Raw genomic sequence first — 18,429 nt, 5'->3', positions numbered from 1 at the left:
AAATGGGAGGCAGAATTGGCGAAGATGATCCACTCCATGATCCGTGTTCTCGACGAGGCGCGTTCGGTCGAATTCTACAGCAAAGCCTTCGGCCTTTCGGTCGCCGACCGTGTCGATTTCGAAACCTTCACGCTGATCTATCTCAACAATGCCGAAACCGGCTTCGAACTGGAGCTGACGGTCAACAAGGGCCGGACCGAGCCCTATAATCTCGGCAATGCCTATGGCCATCTCGCCGTCTCCGTCGACGAAGTGGCGGTGGAGCGTGAGCGCATGCTGAAACTCGGGCTGAAACCGGGCGAGCTGGTGGAGCTCAATCGCGACGGCAGGCTCTTCGGCCTGTTCTTTTTCGTCAGCGACCCCGACGGCTACAAGATCGAAGTGCTGCAGCGCCACGGGCGGTTTCTCTAGAACAGGATGATTTTTGGGCCCGGTCGGCTAGTGATCTTGTGGCAGGTCGGTGATTAAGGCGGCCGCAACGTCGCGACTCCCTCTTCTCCCCGAGGGGAGAAGAGGACATGCCGCGATCTCCCCAGTTCCTCGCCACCTTTGTAAGGCACGTCTACCACACACCAAAAGGCCCCGCATCGCACGGGGCCCTTCCAGTTCGGCCTATCGGACGAGATTACATCCAGTAAGGCGGCACGCCATAGTAGTCGTATACCCTGCGGCCATTATCGTTGTACCAGGTGTCGTCATCGTCCGAATAGCTCGGTGCGCCTTCGATCTGCTCCTTGGTCAGGTCGATGCGATAGCCGTCCAGCTGTGTGTCGTAGTTCAGCTTTTCCCAGGGAAGCGGATAGTGATCGTCGCCGATGCCCAGGAAGCCGCCGAAGCTCAGCACCGCATAGGCGACGCGGCCATCGAGCTTGCCGATGATCAGGCGTTCGATCGAGCCGATATGCCTGCCGTCGGCGCCATAGACGCGGGTGCCTTCGACGCGGTCGCTGGCGATCAGCGAAGGCGTATCCTTCACATTCGGGTCGCGGCGGGTGGCGTCGGTTTCCTCGTTCAACATTGTGCACCTCCTTTGGTGTTTCCTCATGGTGAGTATGCAGAATCAACGTCACGGCGGACTCAAAGTTCCAGGTCGAGCTATCCGCGTATGTTGACGTTTACGTCAAGGTTAGTATAGCGTCATTGAGCTTGAACCGTTCAGGCAATGACATAAGCTGCCGGACAGGAAGATGGAGGATGCTTCCGGTCAATCGCGGGCCAGCCGATAGCGGCTCGGCACCGGCGCGGCGCCGCAAGGGAGAGAGACACGATGAGCAGCATTTCCGTCCATCCGAACGGAGCAAAAGCCGACAAGCCCTGGCTTGCCACCTATCCGGATATGGTTCCGGCCGAACTGCCGCCGATGGAACATGCCTCGCTTGTCGAACTCTTGGAAAAGTCCTGCGCCCGTTACGCCGATCGGACGGTTTTTTCCAGCATGGGCAAGGCGATGAGCTACCGCGAGCTGGACGACCAGACGCGCAAGGTCGCCGCCTGGCTGCAGAGCATCGGGCTCGAGAAGGGCGACCGGGTCGCGGTGATGATGCCGAACGTCTTGCAGAACCCGGTCGCGACCTATGCGATCCTGCGCGCCGGCTTGGTGGTCGTCAACGTCAACCCGCTCTACACGCCGCGCGAACTCGAACACCAGCTGCGCGATTCCGGCGCCAAGGCGATCTTCGTGCTGGAGAATTTCGCCCGCACGGTCGAGCAGGTCCTGAACAAGACCGACCTGCGCCATGTCGTCGTCACGTCGCTCGGCGAAATGCTCGGGGCCAAGGGGCTGATCGTCAACTTCGTCGTGCGCAAGGTGAAGAAGCTCGTTCCCTCCTGGTCGATCCCGCAGCATAAGAGCTTCAGCCAGGTGCTGCGCGAAGGCGCAAAAAAGAGCCTCCAACCGGTGGCGCTTACCGGCGGCGACGTCGCCTTCCTGCAATATACCGGCGGCACGACAGGCATTGCCAAGGGCGCGGTGCTGACGCATCAGAACCTGCTCGCCAACAAGCTGCAGCTGTCGCTCTGGCTGCGCTCGGCCTTCCAGCGCAAGAAGCAGCCCGAAGTGCTGAATTTCCTCTGCGCCCTGCCGCTCTATCACATCTTCGCGCTGACGGTGAATTCGCTGATGGGCATGTCGCTCGGCGCCCACAACATCCTGATCGCCAATCCGCGCGACATTCCCGGCCTCGTCAAGGAGTTCGAAAAGTCTGATATCCATATCTTCCCTGGCCTCAACACGCTGTTCAACGCACTGCTGAACAATGCCGATTTCGCCAAGCTCGACTTCTCCTCGCTGATCATGTCGCTCGGCGGCGGCATGGCAGTCCAGCGCCCGGTCGCCGAACGCTGGCTGAAGACGACAGGCACGGCGATCACGGAAGGTTACGGTCTTTCGGAAACATCGCCGGTCGCCACGGCCAACCGCTTCGATTCGATCGAGTTTACCGGCTCGATCGGCCTGCCTATTCCTTCCACAGAACTCGACATCCGCGACGAGGAGGGCCGTCCGCTGCCACTCGGCGAGATCGGCGAAATCTGCATCCGCGGACCGCAGGTGATGGCCGGCTATTGGCAGAAGCCGGAGGAAACGGCGCGGGTGATGACGGCCGACGGCTATTTCCGCACGGGCGACATGGGCTTCATGGACGAACGCGGCTATACCAAGATCGTCGATCGCAAGAAGGACATGATCCTCGTTTCCGGCTTCAACGTCTATCCGAACGAGATCGAGGAGGTTGCCGCCATGCATGCCGGCATCCTCGAAGCCGCCGCGATCGGCGTGCCGGACGGGCATTCGGGCGAAGCGGTCAAACTCTTCGTGGTCAGGAAGGACCCGAACCTGACAGAGGCGGAGGTGAAAGCCCATTGCATCGCCAATCTCACCAACTACAAACGCCCGCGCTTCATCGAATTCCGCACCGAGCTGCCGAAGTCGCCGGTCGGCAAGATCCTGCGCAAGGATCTGCGCGACTGAATTTGACAAGCTCATGAAATTTAACGCCATCCGCTTGCCGCGGGTGGCTTTTTTGTTTCGGGAGCGATGGCTGAACTTGATTTGCGGGCGATAAAGCGAATAGTTTCCGCAACCTTTCCGCCTCCAAAGGAGTCCCCCATGAACGCCATCGTCGAACAGCTGAAAAGCACTGCGGCCGCTACCCAGGCGACCGATATCCGTGCCGCCTTCGCCGCCGATCCCAAGCGCTTTTCGCGATTCTCCGTCGCGCTCGACGACCTCCTGATGGACTTTTCCAAGACGTCGGTGAATGACGAGATCCTGAAGCTGCTGGTCAAGCTCGCCGAAGAAGGCGGTGTCGAGAAGAAGCGCGAGGAAATGTTCTCTGGTAAGGCGATCAACTTCACCGAGGAGCGCGCCGTGCTGCATACGGCGCTGCGCAACCGCTCCAACACGCCGGTTCTGGTCGACGGCAAGGACGTCATGCCCGATGTCAACGCGGTGCTCGCCGCCATGGGCAAGTTTGCCGACGAGATCCGCTCCGGCGCTCTGAAGGGCGCGACCGGCAAGGCGATCACCGATGTCGTCAATATCGGCATCGGCGGCTCCGATCTCGGCCCCGTCATGGCGACGCTGGCGCTTGCCCCCTTCCATGACGGCCCGCGCGCCCATTTCGTCTCCAATATCGACGGCGCTCATATCGCCGATATCCTGAAGCTGGTTCAGCCGGAGACGACGCTGTTCATCGTCGCCTCGAAGACCTTCACCACCGTGGAGACGATGACCAATGCGCAGACGGCGCGCCATTTCATCGCCAAGGCGCTCGGCGAAGCGGCCGTGCAGCACCACTTCGCCGCCGTCTCGACGGCGCTCGACAAGGTCGCTGCTTTCGGCATCGACAGCGCCCGCGTCTTCGGCTTCTGGGACTGGGTCGGCGGCCGCTACTCGATCTGGTCGGCAATCGGCCTGCCGCTGATGATCGCGATCGGGCCGGAGAATTTCGGCAAATTCCTCGACGGCGCACATGCCGTCGACAACCACTTCCGTAAGGCACCCATTACCGAAAACCTGCCGATGCTGCTCGGTTTGATCGGCTTCTACCACCGCAACGTGCTGGGTTATCCCACCCGCGCCATCCTGCCCTACGATCAGCGTCTGTCGCGCTTCCCGGCCTACCTGCAGCAGCTCGACATGGAATCGAACGGCAAGGGCGTGACCATCGACGGCACGCCGGTCGAGGGCAATTCCGGGCCGGTCGTTTGGGGCGAGCCCGGCACCAACGGCCAGCATGCCTTCTACCAGCTGATCCACCAGGGCACGAGCGTCATCCCGGCCGAATTCATGATCGCCGCCAATGCCTTCGAGCCGGAGCTGCGCCACCAGCACCAGCTGCTGATCTCCAACGTCCTCGCCCAGTCGGAAGCGCTGATGAAGGGCCGCACCTTCGCGGAAGCCAAGAAGCAGCTGACCGACAAGGGCATGGACGATAAGAAGGCCGATTTCATCGCCCCGCACCGGGTCTTTGAGGGCAACCGTCCGTCGATCACCTTCGTTTACGACAAGCTGACGCCTTATTCGCTCGGCCGGCTGATCGCGCTTTACGAACATCGCGTCTTCGTCGAAGGCGTGCTGTTCCGCATCAACTCCTTCGACCAGTGGGGCGTCGAGCTCGGCAAGGAACTGGCGACAGGCCTGCTGCCTGTCGTCGAGGGCAAGGAGAGCGCGGCAGGTCATGATTCCTCGACGCAAGGGCTGGTTGCGGCGCTGGCGAAGCTGGCGAAGTAGGCGCTCGAGGGCGCGCCCTGTATGTGGATGGAGGGCGCGCCGGCAGGCTTCGATCGGCGCGCCTGTCGACCAGCCGGCGCCGTGATTGGCGTCAACATCATCATTGCCAAAACTGACATCGGCAGGGGCGCGCCGCTGCGGCGCGACGGGTTCGGCGTGCGGAACCGGATGAAATGTTCTTCTAAAGGAAAATTGTAGAAAGAATTCTTCCATTCTTTCGGAATCGCCCTAGATTCAAGCAAATTCTGTGCAATGGGTATTTCCGACGACATGGCCTACCAAGCCCGGAACGACGCTCCGTTCCATTGTTCCCGCCGGCCTCCGCCCCTCGTCCGGATGGCTCATTCGAAGTCGCTGCCCGCCCAGCCTCCCCGCCACATTCAAGCGGTTCTCCAGGATGCTCATCACATTGCGTTTTCATGTCCCATCTTAACTGAAGGAAGCTCATGAGCCGTCTTATCGTCGTTTCCAATCGTGTACCCGTGCCGAGCAAGGATGGCGGCTCCGCTGCCGGTGGCCTGGCCGTGGCGCTGCAGGCGGCCCTGCAGGAGCGCGGCGGCATCTGGATGGGATGGTCGGGAGAGTCGAGCGGCGACAGGGAACCGGGCGCGCTGTCGCAACAGCAGAAGGGCAACATCACCTATGCCCTGACCGACCTCACCGACACCGACGTCGAGGAATACTATCGCGGCTTTGCCAACCGCGTTCTCTGGCCGATCTGCCACTACCGCCTGGATCTCGCCGAATATGGCCGGAAGGAAATGGCCGGTTATTTCCGCGTCAACCGCTTCTTTGCGCACCGGCTGGCGCCGTTGATCGAGCCTGATGACATTATCTGGGTTCACGATTATCACCTCATTCCACTAGCCGCCGAACTGCGCCAGATGGGACTGAAGAACCGGATCGGCTTCTTTCTGCACATTCCCTGGCCGCCGGCCGACATTCTCGTCACCATGCCGGTCCACGAGGAAATCATGCGCGGGCTCTCGCATTACGACCTCGTCGGCTTCCAGACCGATTACGACCTCCAGAATTTCGCCGGTTATCTCAGAAGAGAGGGCATTGGCGACGACCTCGGCAACGGCTTGTTCGATTCGCACGGGCGGATATTCAAGGCCGGCGCCTATCCGATCGGCATCGAGACCGCGGCATTTGCAGAATTCGCCGAAAAAGCGGCCAACAACGTCATGGTCCAGAAGACCCGGCGCAGCATCGAAGGCCGCGACATGATCATCGGCGTCGATCGTCTCGATTATTCCAAGGGCATCATTCAGCGGCTGGAAGCCTTCGAGCGCTTCATCACCGGCAATCCGGCCTATCAGAACAAGGTGACCTTTCTGCAGGTCACGCCGAAATCGCGATCGGAAGTTCCCGAATACGAGCATATGCAGAAGATGGTCGCGGAACAGGCCGGCCGCGTCAACGGCGCCATCGGAACGGTCGACTGGGTGCCGATCCGCTATGTCAACCGATCGATCAGCCGCAATGTACTCGCCGGGCTTTTCCGGCTGGCGACGATCGGGCTGGTCACGCCGTTGCGCGACGGCATGAACCTCGTCGCCAAGGAATATGTCGCCGCCCAGGATCCGGATCGCCCTGGAGTCTTGGTGCTGTCACGCTTCGCCGGCGCCGCACGGGAGCTGAAGGGGGCGCTGCTGGTCAATCCCTACGATATCGAAGGCACCGCCAATGCTATTGCGCGTGGGCTCGCCATGTCGCTCGAGGAGCGCCGCGACCGTTGGAGCAGGATGATGGAACATCTGCTCTCGCACGACGTCTCGCTCTGGTGCAAAGATTTCCTGCGGGACTTGGTGGCTGTTCCGAGCTCCGACCGGAGCGGGGCTCAAGAGGCGCGACCGCGCGAAGTGTGAATCCTCCGGCAAAACAGTGCAGGTCGGCACGAGAAACGGCGTCAAGACGTTGCGGCATATCCCCTTCTCCCCCTCGGGGAGAAGGGACTTAAAGCCCGATCTCATGCGCCCAGGGCGGGTTGGCGCCGGCGCGGGAGACGGTGACGGCGGCGGCTTTGGCGCCGAGCGTCAGGGCGTTGCGCACCGCCTGTTCGTCGAGGGAAGCGACCTGCGCCTTGGTCAGCAGGTTATCCCTCTTCAGCGAGGCCAGCACGCCGGCATCAAAAGTATCGCCGGCGCCGACCGTATCGACGACCGCAACGCGTTGGCTCGGCACCGTCACCTTGCGCTCCCTGGTATAGCCGGAAGCGCCTTCGGCGCCCTTGGTGATAACGACGAGTTTTGCGCCGTGGGCGAGCCAATGGGCGGCGAGCGCGTCATGGTCGCCTTCAAGGCCGAACCAGTCGAGATCCTCGTCGGAGAATTTGATGATATCGGATTTGGCCGCCATGCGCCTGATGCGGGCCATATGCGCCGGCTTGTCCTTGATGAAGCCGGGGCGGATGTTCGGATCGAGCGAGATCACGCGCCTTTCGGCTTCACGGTCGAGAAGCGCTTCATAGGTTTCACCGCAGGGGCTCGGGATCAGGCTGATCGCGCCGAAATGCAGCGCTTCGCAATCATCGCCGAGGACGGGCAAGTCGGCCTCGGTGATCATCCGGCCGGCCGTACCCTCGTCGTAGAAGGCATAGGTCGCCTGGCCGTTGACCAGTTTGACGAAGGCGATCGTCGAGGGGCGCTGCGTGATGGCGCAGGGGCTGTAGTCGACATTGGCGGCCTTCAGCGTCGCAAGCAGGATTTCGCCCATCATGTCATCGGCAATGCCGGTGAAGAAGGCCGTCGGTATGCCGAGGCGGCCGAGGGCGATCGCGGTGTTGAAGATCGCGCCGCCGGCATAGGGGGCAAAGCCCTTTTCGCCAAGGGTGGTGTCCCTCGGCAGCATGTCGATCAAGGCTTCGCCGCAACACAAAATCATCGGATTCCTCCCAACAGGACTTACGCGTTCTTCAATCGATTAAGCGAGCTTTTGTCAAAAGGCTAGAGCGAAAGCTCACTGACGCCACCATTCCTTCCCGACCAGGCGAGCGGCGCATCGAGGAAGGCCTCGACTTCTTCGAGCGTCTTGTCGTCGAACAGCTTCTGCGCCCTGGCGACGGCCAGAACATTGCGCCAGGTGGCGATATGATGCAGCTTCACCTTGCCCTCGGTAAAGCGCTGTTGACCGAAAATGTCGTAGAAGAACAGCGCGATACCGTGATCGACGATGCCGCCGGCGGCGCGCACCGCATCGATGAACTTGAACATGCTGCCGCCGGCCGTCGTCAGGTCCTCGATGACCAGCACGCGCGACCCTTCCGGCATATTGCCTTCGATCTGGGCATTGCGGCCATGGCCCTTCGGCTGCTTGCGGACATAGACCATCGGCAGACCGAGGCGGTCGGCAAGCAGGGCGGCAAAGGGAATGCCGGCGGTTTCGCCGCCGGCGATGCAGTCGAACTGCTCGAACCCGGCGTCGCGCATCAGCGTGCTGGCGGCGAAATCCATGACCGTCGAACGGATGCGCGGGTAGGAGAGCAGCTTGCGGCAATCGATATAGACCGGGCTCGCCATGCCGGAGGAGAGCTTGTAAGGCTGAGCGGCATTGAAATGCACCGCCTTGATCTCCCAGAGCATCTTGGCCACCAGTTCGGCCATCAGGGCGCGGTCGGGAAATGTGGTCTGGATCATGCGGCTCTCCTTCGGCTTTGCGTCTCCGGCAATAGCAGCAAGAGCCCTCGGTTTCCAGACGCAGGCTTACCTATTCACTTCAGCAGGCGGCCGATATCGGCGATCTGCATCTTCTTGAACAGAGCGATCGCCTGGGCGCCCTCTTCCTCTTCCAACGAAACGGCATAGCGCACTGCGGCAGCGAGAAGCTGCATCGTCAGCCGCGCGATCGCCAGAAGCTCCCCGGATTCACGCTGCGGCCACAGGCGGACGAGCACGACGAGAAAGGTCCGAGCATGAAATTCCATGTCCTCGGCATCGATCTGCTGCAGCAGCTTGTCGGTATGGGTCGCATGCCAGATGTCACGCATAACGGGCTCTCGGCGAAAGAAGGCGTAGTATTGGTCGACGATGTTGGCGAGCGCGCCTTGGACGGCCGAAACGTCCCTCACCTTCGCCAGTTCCTCCTCCACACACCGCCTGCCCTCTTCGTTGAAGCGCTCGGCCAATGTCCGGATGATCGAGCTCTTGTCGGGGAAATATTGGTAGAGGGCGCCGAAGGAGAGGCCTGCCTTCTCGACGATCTGGCTCATCTTCAAGCCGTCGCTGCCATGGCTTTCGATCAGCTCGGCGGCCACCGTGAGGATCTTTTCGAAGCGCTCGCGGCCGCGCTGCTGGCTGGGAATGCGGCGCAGCTGGCCGGTAGACTCCTGCTGGCGTTTGCGCGTTGCGACCGGCTGTTCCGACATGCTCTCTCCTTTTCCACATTGACAAACAAAATAAGAGAGATTATCTCATTTTGCAAATACGAGAGTTTCTCTTGTTTTCAAAATTTGGGAGGAGTTTTGACATGCAGACTTCCGAAATCGTCCTCGTCGGTGGATCGGGAAAGACCGGCGGCCGCATCATCAAGCGCCTGGAAGAGCGCGGCCTCACCATTCGCGCGGCATCACGCTCAAGCGCACGGCCCTTCGACTGGGAGGACAGGTCGACTTGGCGCGGCGCGCTTGACGGCGCATCGAGCGCCTATGTCGCATTCCAGCCGGACCTTGCCGTCGCCTGGGCGGCTGAAGCGATCGAAGCGCTCGCGAAGGTCGCTGTGGAATGCAGCCTCGAACATATCGTGCTGCTTTCTGGCCGCGGAGAAGAAGGCGCGCAGCGGAGCGAGGCGGCGCTGAAAGCTTCCGGCATCAACGCCACCATCCTGCGCGCCTCCTGGTTCTGCCAGAATTTCAGCGAGGGCGCCTTTGTCGAGCAGATCATTGGCGGCCGGCTGCAATTGCCGGCGGGCGAGATCGGGGAACCTTTCATCAATGCCGACGACATTGCCGATGCGGCGGTCGCCGCTTTGACCGATCCCGGCCACCGCAACAAGATTTACGAACTGACCGGCCCGCGAGCGCTGACATTCCGCCAGGCGGTCGCCGAAATCGCCGCAGCCACTGGGCGGCCGATCGAATATGAGCAGGTGTCGATGGCGGATTTCACCGGCGGGCTTGCGGCTGCCGGCCTGCCGCAGGGCCTGATCGATCTTCTGGAGGAGCTCTTCGGCCAGGTGCTCGATGGGCGCAACTCCGGCACCGCGGGCGGTGTCGCCGAAATTCTTGACCGCCCCGCCACCGATTTCAGCGAATATGCCCGCCGGACCGCGGCAACCGGAATATGGAGCGTCTGACCGTGCAGATCATTCTCATCATCTCCCTCGTGGCCGCCGCAATCGGCAGCGGTCTCGTCGCCGGCATCTTCTTCGCCTTCTCGACCTTCATCATGACCGCCTTTTCCAGGCTCCCGGCAGAACAGGGCATTGCGGCGATGAACTCCATCAATGTGACGATCGTCCGCTCGCCGTTCATGGCGCTCTTCGTGCCGACGGCGAGCCTCTGCCTTGTCATATCAGTGATGGCGGTGATCAACTGGCGCGGCGGGGCGTCGGCGCTGATGCTGGCAGGCGCCGCCCTCTATCTCCTCGCTTCTTTCGTCTCGACCATCGTCTTCAACGTGCCGATGAACGATGCGCTGGAGAAGGTGAGCGGCAAAGAGCCGCAAGCGGCCGAGCTCTGGGCGACCTATCTCAGGGACTGGACATGGTGGAACCATGTCAGGACGATCGCCTCGCTGCTTGCCTCAGTCGCCTTCGTGCGGGCGCTGATGCTGGTTTGAGAAGCAGGCGCCGGCAGCCAAGAGAGCCTCATCCTGAGGGGCCCCAAAGGGGCCTCTAAGGGCGAGGCGGGTGCGCCGGCGTTGGAGGCATGCAGGAGCAGCGTTGCGGCTTGTCTTTCGAGGCTACAGCCTCCGGCTTCCGCACCTCAGGATTAGGGACGTTGGCGGTTGCCGCGGTTTCGCACCCGCCTTCGTCCGTTTATTTACCGGCGTCCCGGCGTCGGAAAATACGCCAGGCCGAGATCATGGCGAGCAGCAGGAACAACCCTGCAAAACCGCCCCACAGGGAGCCGCCTTGCGTCAGGTTGCCACCGTCTGGCGTGAGGCAACTGGATAATGCTTGAGATATGCAATCTCGAAACCTCCAATATCTTTCATAGAACAGCCATCCGAAAAAGATCGACAGAAGCGCTGAAACCAAGACTGAAACATATTTCATTTTGTTCCTGCCCGCCGGCTGGGAGTTATTGTGAGTTGAAAAATCGCCGTCACAAGTGACCTCGGGCGATCAGCCCTTCAGCGCGGGCTCGATATCTTGTTGTAACTGTAGGTTTAAAGCACCCGGATGCAAGCGCCGGCAATCACCCGTTTTTGTGTGTCTCTGTACGCTGACGGCCGCGTTTGGCGAGAATGCCAACCACACTCTCCGTCATCCCAGGCCCTGAGCCTGGGATCCATGTGACTGCTGCTGATGGATGCGGTGGATGCTCGGCTCAAGGCTGCTCAAGGCCGAGCATGACGGAGGTGGGGTGGGCAGGAGAAACCCATTCACAGCGCATACGCCGTGTCACGAAGCCATCCGCTTAAACTGACTTGGTGGGAGACCGCGCGGACCTTGTCAGTGCTCCGCCTATCTCTGCTCGCAAAAGGCGATGCGGTTGCTGAAGGGGTCGGTGACGGTCATCTCCAGTCCCCAGGGCGCTTCCTCCACGCCGGGTTTCATGTAGCGGTAGTCCTTGCCGGCGAGTTCGGCGTGGTAGGCGCGGACATTGGCCACGCGGACGAAGGCCTTGGCGCCGGGGCTGGCGTCGCCGGAATGTTCGCTCAGATGCAGCGCCATGCCGTCACGCGAGACCTGGCAATAGAGCGGGAAGTTTTCGCCGAAGCGGTGCTCCCAATCGAGGTGGAAACCCAGGAAGCCGCAATAGAACTCCATGGCTTTCTCGACCGAGAAGATGCGGAAGATCGGCGTCGGCGGCTCTATGCCGATAGCCGAAGGCGAGGCCCCGGCCGCCTCGATCTTCGCCGAGAGGATATTCCATTGGTCGAGCCCGAACTGCCGGGCGACGATTTCGAGGGTCTCGCTGTGAGTGAGGGAAATGTCGCGGTCGGCAAGGGCCTGCCGCAAAGTCTTTGCCATGAGCTTGGCATCGCGAAAATCGCGCATGATGTCATCCTTCCGTTGGCGGCAAACAGGAAGATCAGTGCCCGCGTCTGCTGACCCGTTCGCCATCGATCGCCAAACGGCAAGGGATGTGAAGGTTGGTATCGGGATGCATTCACCATAACGCCATTGTCAAAACGTCGGCGTCGCGGGGCGGCTGGCCGCATCTGGCCGAGGCCGATACTAAGAGACGCGCAGTCCGGGATCAAGACGCCGTGCGCGATACCTCGAGGGGCACCGCCTGCAGGTGGCCGGCAAGCTCGACGCGATTGCGGCCGCCGCGCTTGGCGGCGTAAAGCGCCTTGTCAGCGGCGCTCAGCATGGCATCGAAATCGAGCGGCGTAGAGCGGCCGGGCGCCACTCCGACGCTGACCGTGCATTTCAGCACGTCGCCGTCGATCGGGATTTCGCGCGCCTCGAAGGCCCGGCGGATTCGCTCAGCCGTCAGTTCAGCCCGGCCGGGCATGATCTCCTTCAGCACCAGCGCAAATTCTTCGCCGCCGAGCCTGGCAGCGGTGTCGCCGGGGCGGCAGTGGGCGGTCAGTTCGTCGGCGAAGACGGTGATCACGCGGTCTCCGGCGGCATGGCCATAACGGTCGTTGACGGATTTGAAATGGTCGATATCGAAGACGATGACGGCGGCGGTCGAACCCATGGGGCGCGTGCCATACTGGTCGAAGACGGCGCGGCGGTTGAGCAGGCCGGTCAGCGGATCGGTGATCGCCTCAAGACGATGGCGGGCGGCAAGCCGCCACTGATGCAGCGCCAGCGACAGGGCGCCGATCCCGGTCATGCCGGCGATGCAGACGGCGAGGCTCAGATCTTCGGCCCAATTGTTGGGTGCTGCGCCGAGCACCAGCTTGCCGTCGGCAATCAGCACGCCGGCACAGAGCACGAAGGAGATCGCCGTCAGCGTATAGAGTGCGGCGATGCCGAGGATCGGCGCCGGCGCCTCGGCGCGGGCGAGCCAATATTGCCGGGCGGTGGCGAAAAGCAGAAGGGCGATCGCAAGATTATCGGCGATGAAGGCCAGGCCGTCATAACCTGCCAGCATCGGCACGACCGAAAAGATCATCGCGGCCAGGGCGCGGATGGCAAGGGCCGGGATCGGCAGCCGACCGGTGAGGAACTGCTTGCCGGCGCCCCAGATGGTGGCGAAACCGGCATGGAACAGCACGAAGCTGGCGACGCCGAGCCATATCTGCGGCCTATTCACATAGGCGCTGTAGACGAAGATTCCGCTGACCACGAAGACGAGGCCGATGGTGGCGGTCAGCAACACGGTTTCGGCCCGGCGGACCAGCCAGCTGCCCATCAGGGTCACGGCAAGACACGCCGCGGAGACACCGAGCGCCAGCAGGAGGGAGTTATAGTCAAGCGTCATGCTCTTCAGTCTCCGCAGCTGTTGCCGCGTCGGGATATGGGCAACTCATCGGGTCCGCGACGAGGACTGTCTTATGCATCCGTTAACAAATGATGCACCGCACAATGCAAATGTTACGCGTTTAACGTCGCGCCGGAGATAATGATAAATTTTCGATTTAAAATTGAATTCGGGACGACCTACGCCGAAGCCGCGGCCTGCCAATGCAAGGGAAACATCGGGTCGAACACGGTAACAGGGCCCGCGCCTGTTTCTATCTTAGCGGGAAAAACGACCGGATCGGCCTGCTTTGACAGGGTGATGCGTTCCTCGTTCGGCGAAAGCCCATACCAGGCCGGCCCGTTCAGCGAGGCGAAGGCTTCGAGTTTGTCCAGGGCGCCTTCCTCTTCGAAGACATGGGCAAGGCAGCTCATCGTGTTGATCGAGGTATAGATGCCGGCGCAGCCGCAGGCGCATTCCTTCAAGGGGTCGACATGCGGGGCCGAATCCGTGCCGAGGAAAAAGCGGGGATTACCGCTCACGGCGGCGGCGCGCAGCGCCAGCCGGTGGTTTTCGCGCTTGGCGACCGGCAGGCAGTAATAATGCGGCTTGATGCCACCGACGAGGATGGCGTTGCGGTTGATGATCAGATGGTGGGTGGTGATCGAGCCGGCGAGATTGGCCTTGGCCGCCTTGATGTATTCGATGCCGTCCGCGGTCGTCACATGCTCCATCGTCACCTTCAGCTCCGGCAGGCGTCGGCGCAGCGGATCGAGCACAGTATCGATGAAGACGGCCTCGCGGTCGAAAATATCGACTTCGGGGGTGGTCACTTCGCCATGGACGCAGAGCGGCAGGCCAATCTTCGCCATGCGCTCCAGCACCGGCATCGCCTTTTCCATGTCGCGCACGCCGCCGTGCGAATTGGTGGTGGCACCGGCGGGATAAAGCTTGACGGCGGTAATGAGGCCGCTTTCCGCCCCCGCCTCGACATCGTCAGCGCTGGTATGTTCAGTGAGATAAAGCGTCATCAGCGGCTGGAAACGGTGGCCGGCCGGCAGGGCTTTCAGGATGCGATCGCGATAGGCCGTCGCATCCACCGTGGTGACGACAGGCGGCACCAGATTGGGCATGATGATGGCGCGGGCGAAGGTGCGGCTCGTATCGGCGATCACGCCTTCCAGCATGGCGCCGTCGCGCAGATGCAGGTGCCAGTCGTCGGGACGGCGGATGGTGATCGATTGCATGGCAGACCTCCGAAGCGATGCGTCTGCGGCCTCGATAGCACTAAAGCGGGCCGCATTGAAATCGATTCATGCGCCGCGGCATTACGTCAGCGCGATCTCCAGCGTCACATCGGCCGGGCGGCGGTGTTCCAGGATCAGCCTTCCGTTCGGCAGGTCGTTGCCGTAGACCTTGGCGCTGGCCGCCTCTTCGCTCAGATTATAACCGCGCCAGCGGGCCCAGAGGCGCTCCTCGAGCACCTCGATCGGCGGCGCCAGCATGATGGTGAAATCGAAGACGCCGTCGAGTTCGGCCCATTTGCCCTGCGTGAACAGCAGATAATTGCCCTCGACGATGATGAAGCGATCGTTCGGATCGATCGGCCGGGCCGATGCGATGGCGAGCTCGCGCGAACGGTCGAAGACCGGCGCCAGCACCTCCTGGTCGGCCCGCTTGACGGCGGCGATGATATCGAGGAAGCCGCGGACGTCGAAGGTCTCGGGAATGCCCTTGCGCGCCAGCAGGCCGCGTTCGATCAGGATGGCATTGTCCATGTGGAAGCCGTCCATCGGCAGGACCGCGGCGCTTTCGCCCTTTGCCTTCAGCGCCGCTGCCAGATTGTCGGCCATAGTCGACTTGCCCGAACCCGGCGGCCCGGCGATGCCGATCAGGAAACGTCTGGCGTCGCCGGCGCGGCTAAGAACCTCGCCGGCGATTTCGTCGATGCGTACACTCATGCCGCAACCGGCTCCGTCGGCACCGTCTTGGCGCCGGTCATGAAGGCGACGGCATCCGACATGGTGTATTCCTTCGGATTGATCACCGTCAGGCGCCGGCCGAGGCGGTGGATATGGATCCGGTCGGCCACCTCGAAGACATGCGGCATGTTGTGCGAGATCAGCACGATCGGCAGGCCGCGGGCGCGCACATCGAGGATCAGCTCCAGCACCTTGCGGCTTTCCTTGACGCCGAGAGCCGCGGTCGGCTCATCCATGATGATGACCTTCGAGCCGAAGGCGGCGGCGCGGGCGACGGCGACACCCTGGCGCTGGCCGCCCGACAGCGTCTCCACCGCCTGGTTGATGTTCTGGATGGTCATCAGGCCGAGTTCGGAGAGCTTGTTGCGCGCCAGCTTTTCCATCGCCGGCCGGTCGAGCATGCGGAACAGCGAGCCGAGCGGGCCCTTTTTGCGGATCTCGCGGCCGAGGAACATGTTGTCGGCAATCGACAACGCCGGCGACAAAGCGAGGTTCTGATAGACGGTCTCGATGCCGGCCTCTCGCGCTTCCATCGGCGAGCGGAAATGCACCTGCCGGCCTTCCAGCGTGATCACTCCCTCGTCGGGGGTGACAGCGCCGGAGATCGCCTTGATGAGCGAGGACTTGCCGGCGCCGTTATCGCCGATGACGGCGAGGATCTCGCCCGGATAGAGGTCGAAATCGGCATTGTCGAGCGCGGTCACGCGTCCATAACGCTTGACGAGACCGCGGGCGGTGAGAATGGGTTCGACAGCCATGGCCACACCGAAACCTTTCTGATCCACTGATCGATGGCGACGGCGGCGATGATCAGCACGCCCGTCAGCAGGACTTTCCATTGCGGGTCGGCGCCGAGCATGTTGAGGCCCATCGACACGACGCCGACGATCATGGCGCCGAACAGGGTGCCGAGAATGGAGCCGCGTCCGCCGAAGAGGGAGATGCCTCCGATCACGGTCGCGGTGATCGCCTGGAGGTTATAATCGGTGACCGCCGAGGACGGCGAGATCGAGCCATTGCGGCCGATCGAAACCCAGGCGGCGAAGGCGGCGATGACGCCCGATATGGTGTAGACGGTGAGCAGCACCTTCTTGGTCTGGATGCCGGAGAGCTTGGCCGCTTCCGGATCGTCGCCTACCGCATAGACATGCCGGCCCCAGGCGGTGTGGTTGAGCACATACCAGAGCAGCAGGACGAGCAGCACCATGGCGATGACGCCGAGGGTAAGCACGGCGGTGCCGAGCCTGAAGCTTGCGGCGAAAAGATGCAGCAGCGGAGCCTGGGCGTCGACATCGGCGTCGCGGATCGTCTCATTGGCGGAATAGATGAAATTCGTCGCCATGACGATGTTCCAGGTGCCGAGCGTGACGATGAAGGGCGGCAGCTTCATGAAGGCGACAAGGAAGCCGTTCAGCAAGCCGCAGAGACCGCCGACAAGCATGCCGGCTGCGACCGCGATAGGCGTCGGTATGCCGTAGGTGATGGCGACATTGCCCATGATAACCGCCGAGATCACCATGATGACGCCGATCGAAAGATCGATGCCGGCCGTCAGGATGACCAGCGTCTGGGCGGCGCCGAGAATGCCGACGATGGCGATCTGCTGCAGGATCAGTGTCAGGGTGTAGGACGAGAAAAACCGTCCGCCGAGCGTTATCCCGAAGATGATGATCGCCAGCACCAGCACGATGAGCGGCACGGCGGCCGGCGTCGAGTGCAGAAAATGCTGCGCACGCTTGATCAGCGGGACGCCCTGGTGCTCGAAGGAGGCGACGTTCTTGTCGCTGCCGTCGAGAACGCGTTCGAATTCCTGTGCTCCGGTCATGGTTCCTCCTCCGCATCCGCGCGCCGAACCCGCGCGGAGGCCGCCACCCATTGTCATCCGTTCGTTGCTTAGCCGGTGGGGTGACGGCACATCGTCCGTCCAAAACGGCCGGGGATCAAGCCCCGGCCACTTTCTCTTTCAATAGATCGGGCTCAGCCCCAGCACTTGTCGGTGCCTTCCTTGGTATCGATCGACTTGACGCCGGGAACCGGCTTGTCGGTGACGAGCGAGACGCCGGTGTCGAAGAAGGACTTGCCTTCCGTCGGCTTCGGCTTCTCACCGCTATCGGCGAACTTCTTGATCGCCTCGATGCCAAGCGACGCCATCAGCAGCGGATATTGCTGCGAGGTGGCGCCGATGACGCCTTCCTTGACCGACTTGACGCCGGGGCAGCCGCCGTCGACCGAGACGATCAGCACGTTCTTTTCCATGCCGACAGCCTTCAGCGCCTGATAGGCACCGACAGCGGCCGGCTCGTTGATCGTGTGGATGACGTTGATGCTAGGATCCTTCTGCAGAAGGTTTTCCATGGCCTTGCGGCCGCCTTCCTCGTTGCCGTTGGTCACGTCATGGCCGACGATGCGCTTGTCGTCTTCGTCGCCGATCTTGTCCGGGTTCTTCGGGTCGATCCCGAAGCCCATCATGAAGCCCTGGTCGCGCAGGACGTCGACCGTCGGCTGCGACGGCGTCAGGTCGAGGAAGCCGACCTTGGCGTCCTTGGCCTTGTCGCCGAGCGTTTCCTTGGCCCACTGGCCGATCAGCTTGCCGGCGAGCAGGTTGTCGGTGGCGAAGGTGGCGTCGGCGGCATCGGCCGGCTCGAGCGGCGTGTCGAGCGCGATGACCAGCACGCCGGCATCACGCGCCTTCTTGACCGAAGAGACGATGCCCTTGGTGTCCGAGGCGGTGAGCAGAATGCCTTTGGCGCCGTCGGCGATGCAGCTTTCGATCGCCGCAACCTGGCTTTCGCTATCACCGTCGACCTTGCCGGCATAGGACTTCAGCGAAACGCCGAGTTCCTTGGCCTTGGCCGTCGCACCTTCCTTCATCTTGACGAAGAAGGGATTGGTGTCGGTCTTGGTGATGAGGCAGGCGGAAACATCAGCCGCCATGGCAGGTGCGGAAAAAGCGACGCCGAGCGCGAGCGCGCCGAAAGCGAGAACTGATTTCTTCATGAACTCCTCCCAGAGTTTGCCGGCGCCGCCCGTGCGGGCCGGAATTTTCGAGATGTGACACTTCGCTTCGGTCGCTTGTCGCTTCCGAAGCCGCCCGTGCCCTTGACGCTGGCAATTAAGAGCGAAAGAAATCGGCTTGTCAATAAATAAATCCAATTGAATTATTAATTCGATGTGGCATGCTCGATTGAATT

At 62.0% G+C, this 18,429-nt stretch carries 17 protein-coding genes and 1 pseudogene; 6 read left to right on the top strand and 12 right to left on the bottom strand.

Annotation, left to right across the window (positions count from 1 at the left end; all coding sequences use genetic code 11):
• Positions 1-15 precede the first annotated feature (15 nt).
• Positions 16-411 carry a VOC family protein gene (locus N2597_RS00645; protein WP_183599057.1) on the top strand — a complete coding sequence of 132 codons (396 nt, stop codon included), beginning with the start codon at positions 16-18 and terminating at the stop codon, positions 409-411.
• Positions 412-625: 214 nt separating this feature from the next.
• Here the strand turns inward: N2597_RS00645 and N2597_RS00640 are convergent, their stop codons facing one another.
• Positions 626-1,018: a PRC-barrel domain-containing protein gene (locus tag N2597_RS00640; RefSeq protein ID WP_038686634.1), complete on the bottom strand. Its 393-nt coding sequence runs from the start codon at positions 1,016-1,018 to the stop codon at positions 626-628.
• Positions 1,019-1,267: 249 nt separating this feature from the next.
• Here N2597_RS00640 and N2597_RS00635 point away from each other — a divergent pair, with 249 nt between their 5' ends.
• The 3 genes from N2597_RS00635 (at position 1,268) to otsA (ending at position 6,603) form a co-directional block, all read left to right on the top strand.
• Positions 1,268-2,968, top strand: coding sequence for a long-chain fatty acid--CoA ligase (locus N2597_RS00635; RefSeq protein ID WP_096771972.1), 1,701 nt, complete (start codon positions 1,268-1,270; stop codon positions 2,966-2,968).
• 138 nt (positions 2,969-3,106) lie between these two features.
• A complete protein-coding gene (gene pgi / locus N2597_RS00630) occupies positions 3,107-4,732 on the top strand; it encodes a glucose-6-phosphate isomerase (protein WP_096771971.1) in 1,626 nt (541 codons plus the stop codon).
• A gap of 446 nt (positions 4,733-5,178) precedes the next feature.
• Complete coding sequence (gene otsA, locus N2597_RS00625) at positions 5,179-6,603, top strand: alpha,alpha-trehalose-phosphate synthase (UDP-forming) (protein WP_183599059.1); 1,425 nt, start codon at positions 5,179-5,181, stop codon at positions 6,601-6,603.
• Between the two features lie 88 nt (positions 6,604-6,691).
• On the opposite strand, the gene N2597_RS00620 is transcribed toward otsA, so the two are convergent.
• The 3 genes from N2597_RS00620 to N2597_RS00610 all read right to left on the bottom strand — a co-directional run bounded on the left by N2597_RS00620 (position 6,692) and on the right by N2597_RS00610 (position 9,098).
• A complete protein-coding gene (locus tag N2597_RS00620) occupies positions 6,692-7,618 on the bottom strand; it encodes a carbohydrate kinase family protein (protein WP_096771969.1) in 927 nt (308 codons plus the stop codon).
• A 62-nt stretch (positions 7,619-7,680) separates the two neighbouring features.
• Entirely contained in the window at positions 7,681-8,370 is a 690-nt protein-coding gene (locus N2597_RS00615) for an orotate phosphoribosyltransferase (RefSeq protein ID WP_096762957.1), read from the bottom strand.
• 74 nt (positions 8,371-8,444) lie between these two features.
• Entirely contained in the window at positions 8,445-9,098 is a 654-nt protein-coding gene (locus N2597_RS00610) for a TetR/AcrR family transcriptional regulator (protein ID WP_183599062.1), read from the bottom strand.
• 101 nt (positions 9,099-9,199) lie between these two features.
• On the opposite strand from N2597_RS00610, the gene N2597_RS00605 reads away from it, so the two are divergent.
• The gene (locus N2597_RS00605) at positions 9,200-10,024 is read left to right on the top strand and encodes an NmrA family NAD(P)-binding protein (RefSeq protein ID WP_183599064.1); all 825 of its coding nucleotides are present in this window, start codon (positions 9,200-9,202) and stop codon (positions 10,022-10,024) included.
• Positions 10,012-10,509 carry an anthrone oxygenase family protein gene (locus N2597_RS00600; RefSeq protein WP_183599066.1) on the top strand — a complete coding sequence of 166 codons (498 nt, stop codon included), beginning with the start codon at positions 10,012-10,014 and terminating at the stop codon, positions 10,507-10,509. The genes N2597_RS00605 and N2597_RS00600 overlap by 13 nt, the downstream gene beginning before the upstream one ends.
• Before the next feature lie 199 nt (positions 10,510-10,708).
• Here the strand turns inward: N2597_RS00600 and N2597_RS00595 are convergent, their stop codons facing one another.
• The 8 genes and pseudogenes from N2597_RS00595 to N2597_RS00560 all read right to left on the bottom strand — a co-directional run bounded on the left by N2597_RS00595 (position 10,709) and on the right by N2597_RS00560 (position 18,235).
• Positions 10,709-10,948: a hypothetical protein gene (locus tag N2597_RS00595; RefSeq protein ID WP_077991147.1), complete on the bottom strand. Its 240-nt coding sequence runs from the start codon at positions 10,946-10,948 to the stop codon at positions 10,709-10,711.
• A 411-nt stretch (positions 10,949-11,359) separates the two neighbouring features.
• Positions 11,360-11,896 carry a glyoxalase superfamily protein gene (locus N2597_RS00590; protein WP_096762961.1) on the bottom strand — a complete coding sequence of 179 codons (537 nt, stop codon included), beginning with the start codon at positions 11,894-11,896 and terminating at the stop codon, positions 11,360-11,362.
• Positions 11,897-12,098: 202 nt separating this feature from the next.
• A complete protein-coding gene (locus N2597_RS00585) occupies positions 12,099-13,277 on the bottom strand; it encodes a GGDEF domain-containing protein (protein WP_183599068.1) in 1,179 nt (392 codons plus the stop codon).
• Between the two features lie 179 nt (positions 13,278-13,456).
• Positions 13,457-14,503, bottom strand: a complete 1,047-nt coding sequence (pyrC, locus tag N2597_RS00580; protein ID WP_183599070.1) for a dihydroorotase — start codon at positions 14,501-14,503, stop codon at positions 13,457-13,459.
• A gap of 81 nt (positions 14,504-14,584) precedes the next feature.
• Complete coding sequence (locus tag N2597_RS00575; RefSeq protein WP_183599072.1) at positions 14,585-15,217, bottom strand: nucleoside triphosphate hydrolase; 633 nt, start codon at positions 15,215-15,217, stop codon at positions 14,585-14,587.
• Positions 15,214-15,996: an ATP-binding cassette domain-containing protein gene (locus N2597_RS00570; protein ID WP_183599074.1), complete on the bottom strand. Its 783-nt coding sequence runs from the start codon at positions 15,994-15,996 to the stop codon at positions 15,214-15,216. The genes N2597_RS00575 and N2597_RS00570 overlap by 4 nt, the downstream gene beginning before the upstream one ends.
• A 5-nt stretch (positions 15,997-16,001) precedes the next feature.
• A pseudogene (locus tag N2597_RS00565) lies at positions 16,002-17,063 on the bottom strand (ABC transporter permease); the annotation flags it as partial.
• A gap of 152 nt (positions 17,064-17,215) precedes the next feature.
• Positions 17,216-18,235 (bottom strand): sugar ABC transporter substrate-binding protein, encoded by a 1,020-nt coding sequence (locus N2597_RS00560; RefSeq protein WP_106797062.1) that lies wholly within the window; start codon positions 18,233-18,235, stop codon positions 17,216-17,218.
• Between the last annotated feature and the right edge of the window lie 194 nt (positions 18,236-18,429).

The organism is Rhizobium sophoriradicis, from assembly GCF_025200795.1.
Lineage (GTDB): Bacteria > Pseudomonadota > Alphaproteobacteria > Rhizobiales > Rhizobiaceae > Rhizobium > Rhizobium sophoriradicis.
The sequence above is the reverse complement of the archived record's forward strand: the minus strand, read 5'-3'. Positions and strand labels throughout refer to the sequence as shown.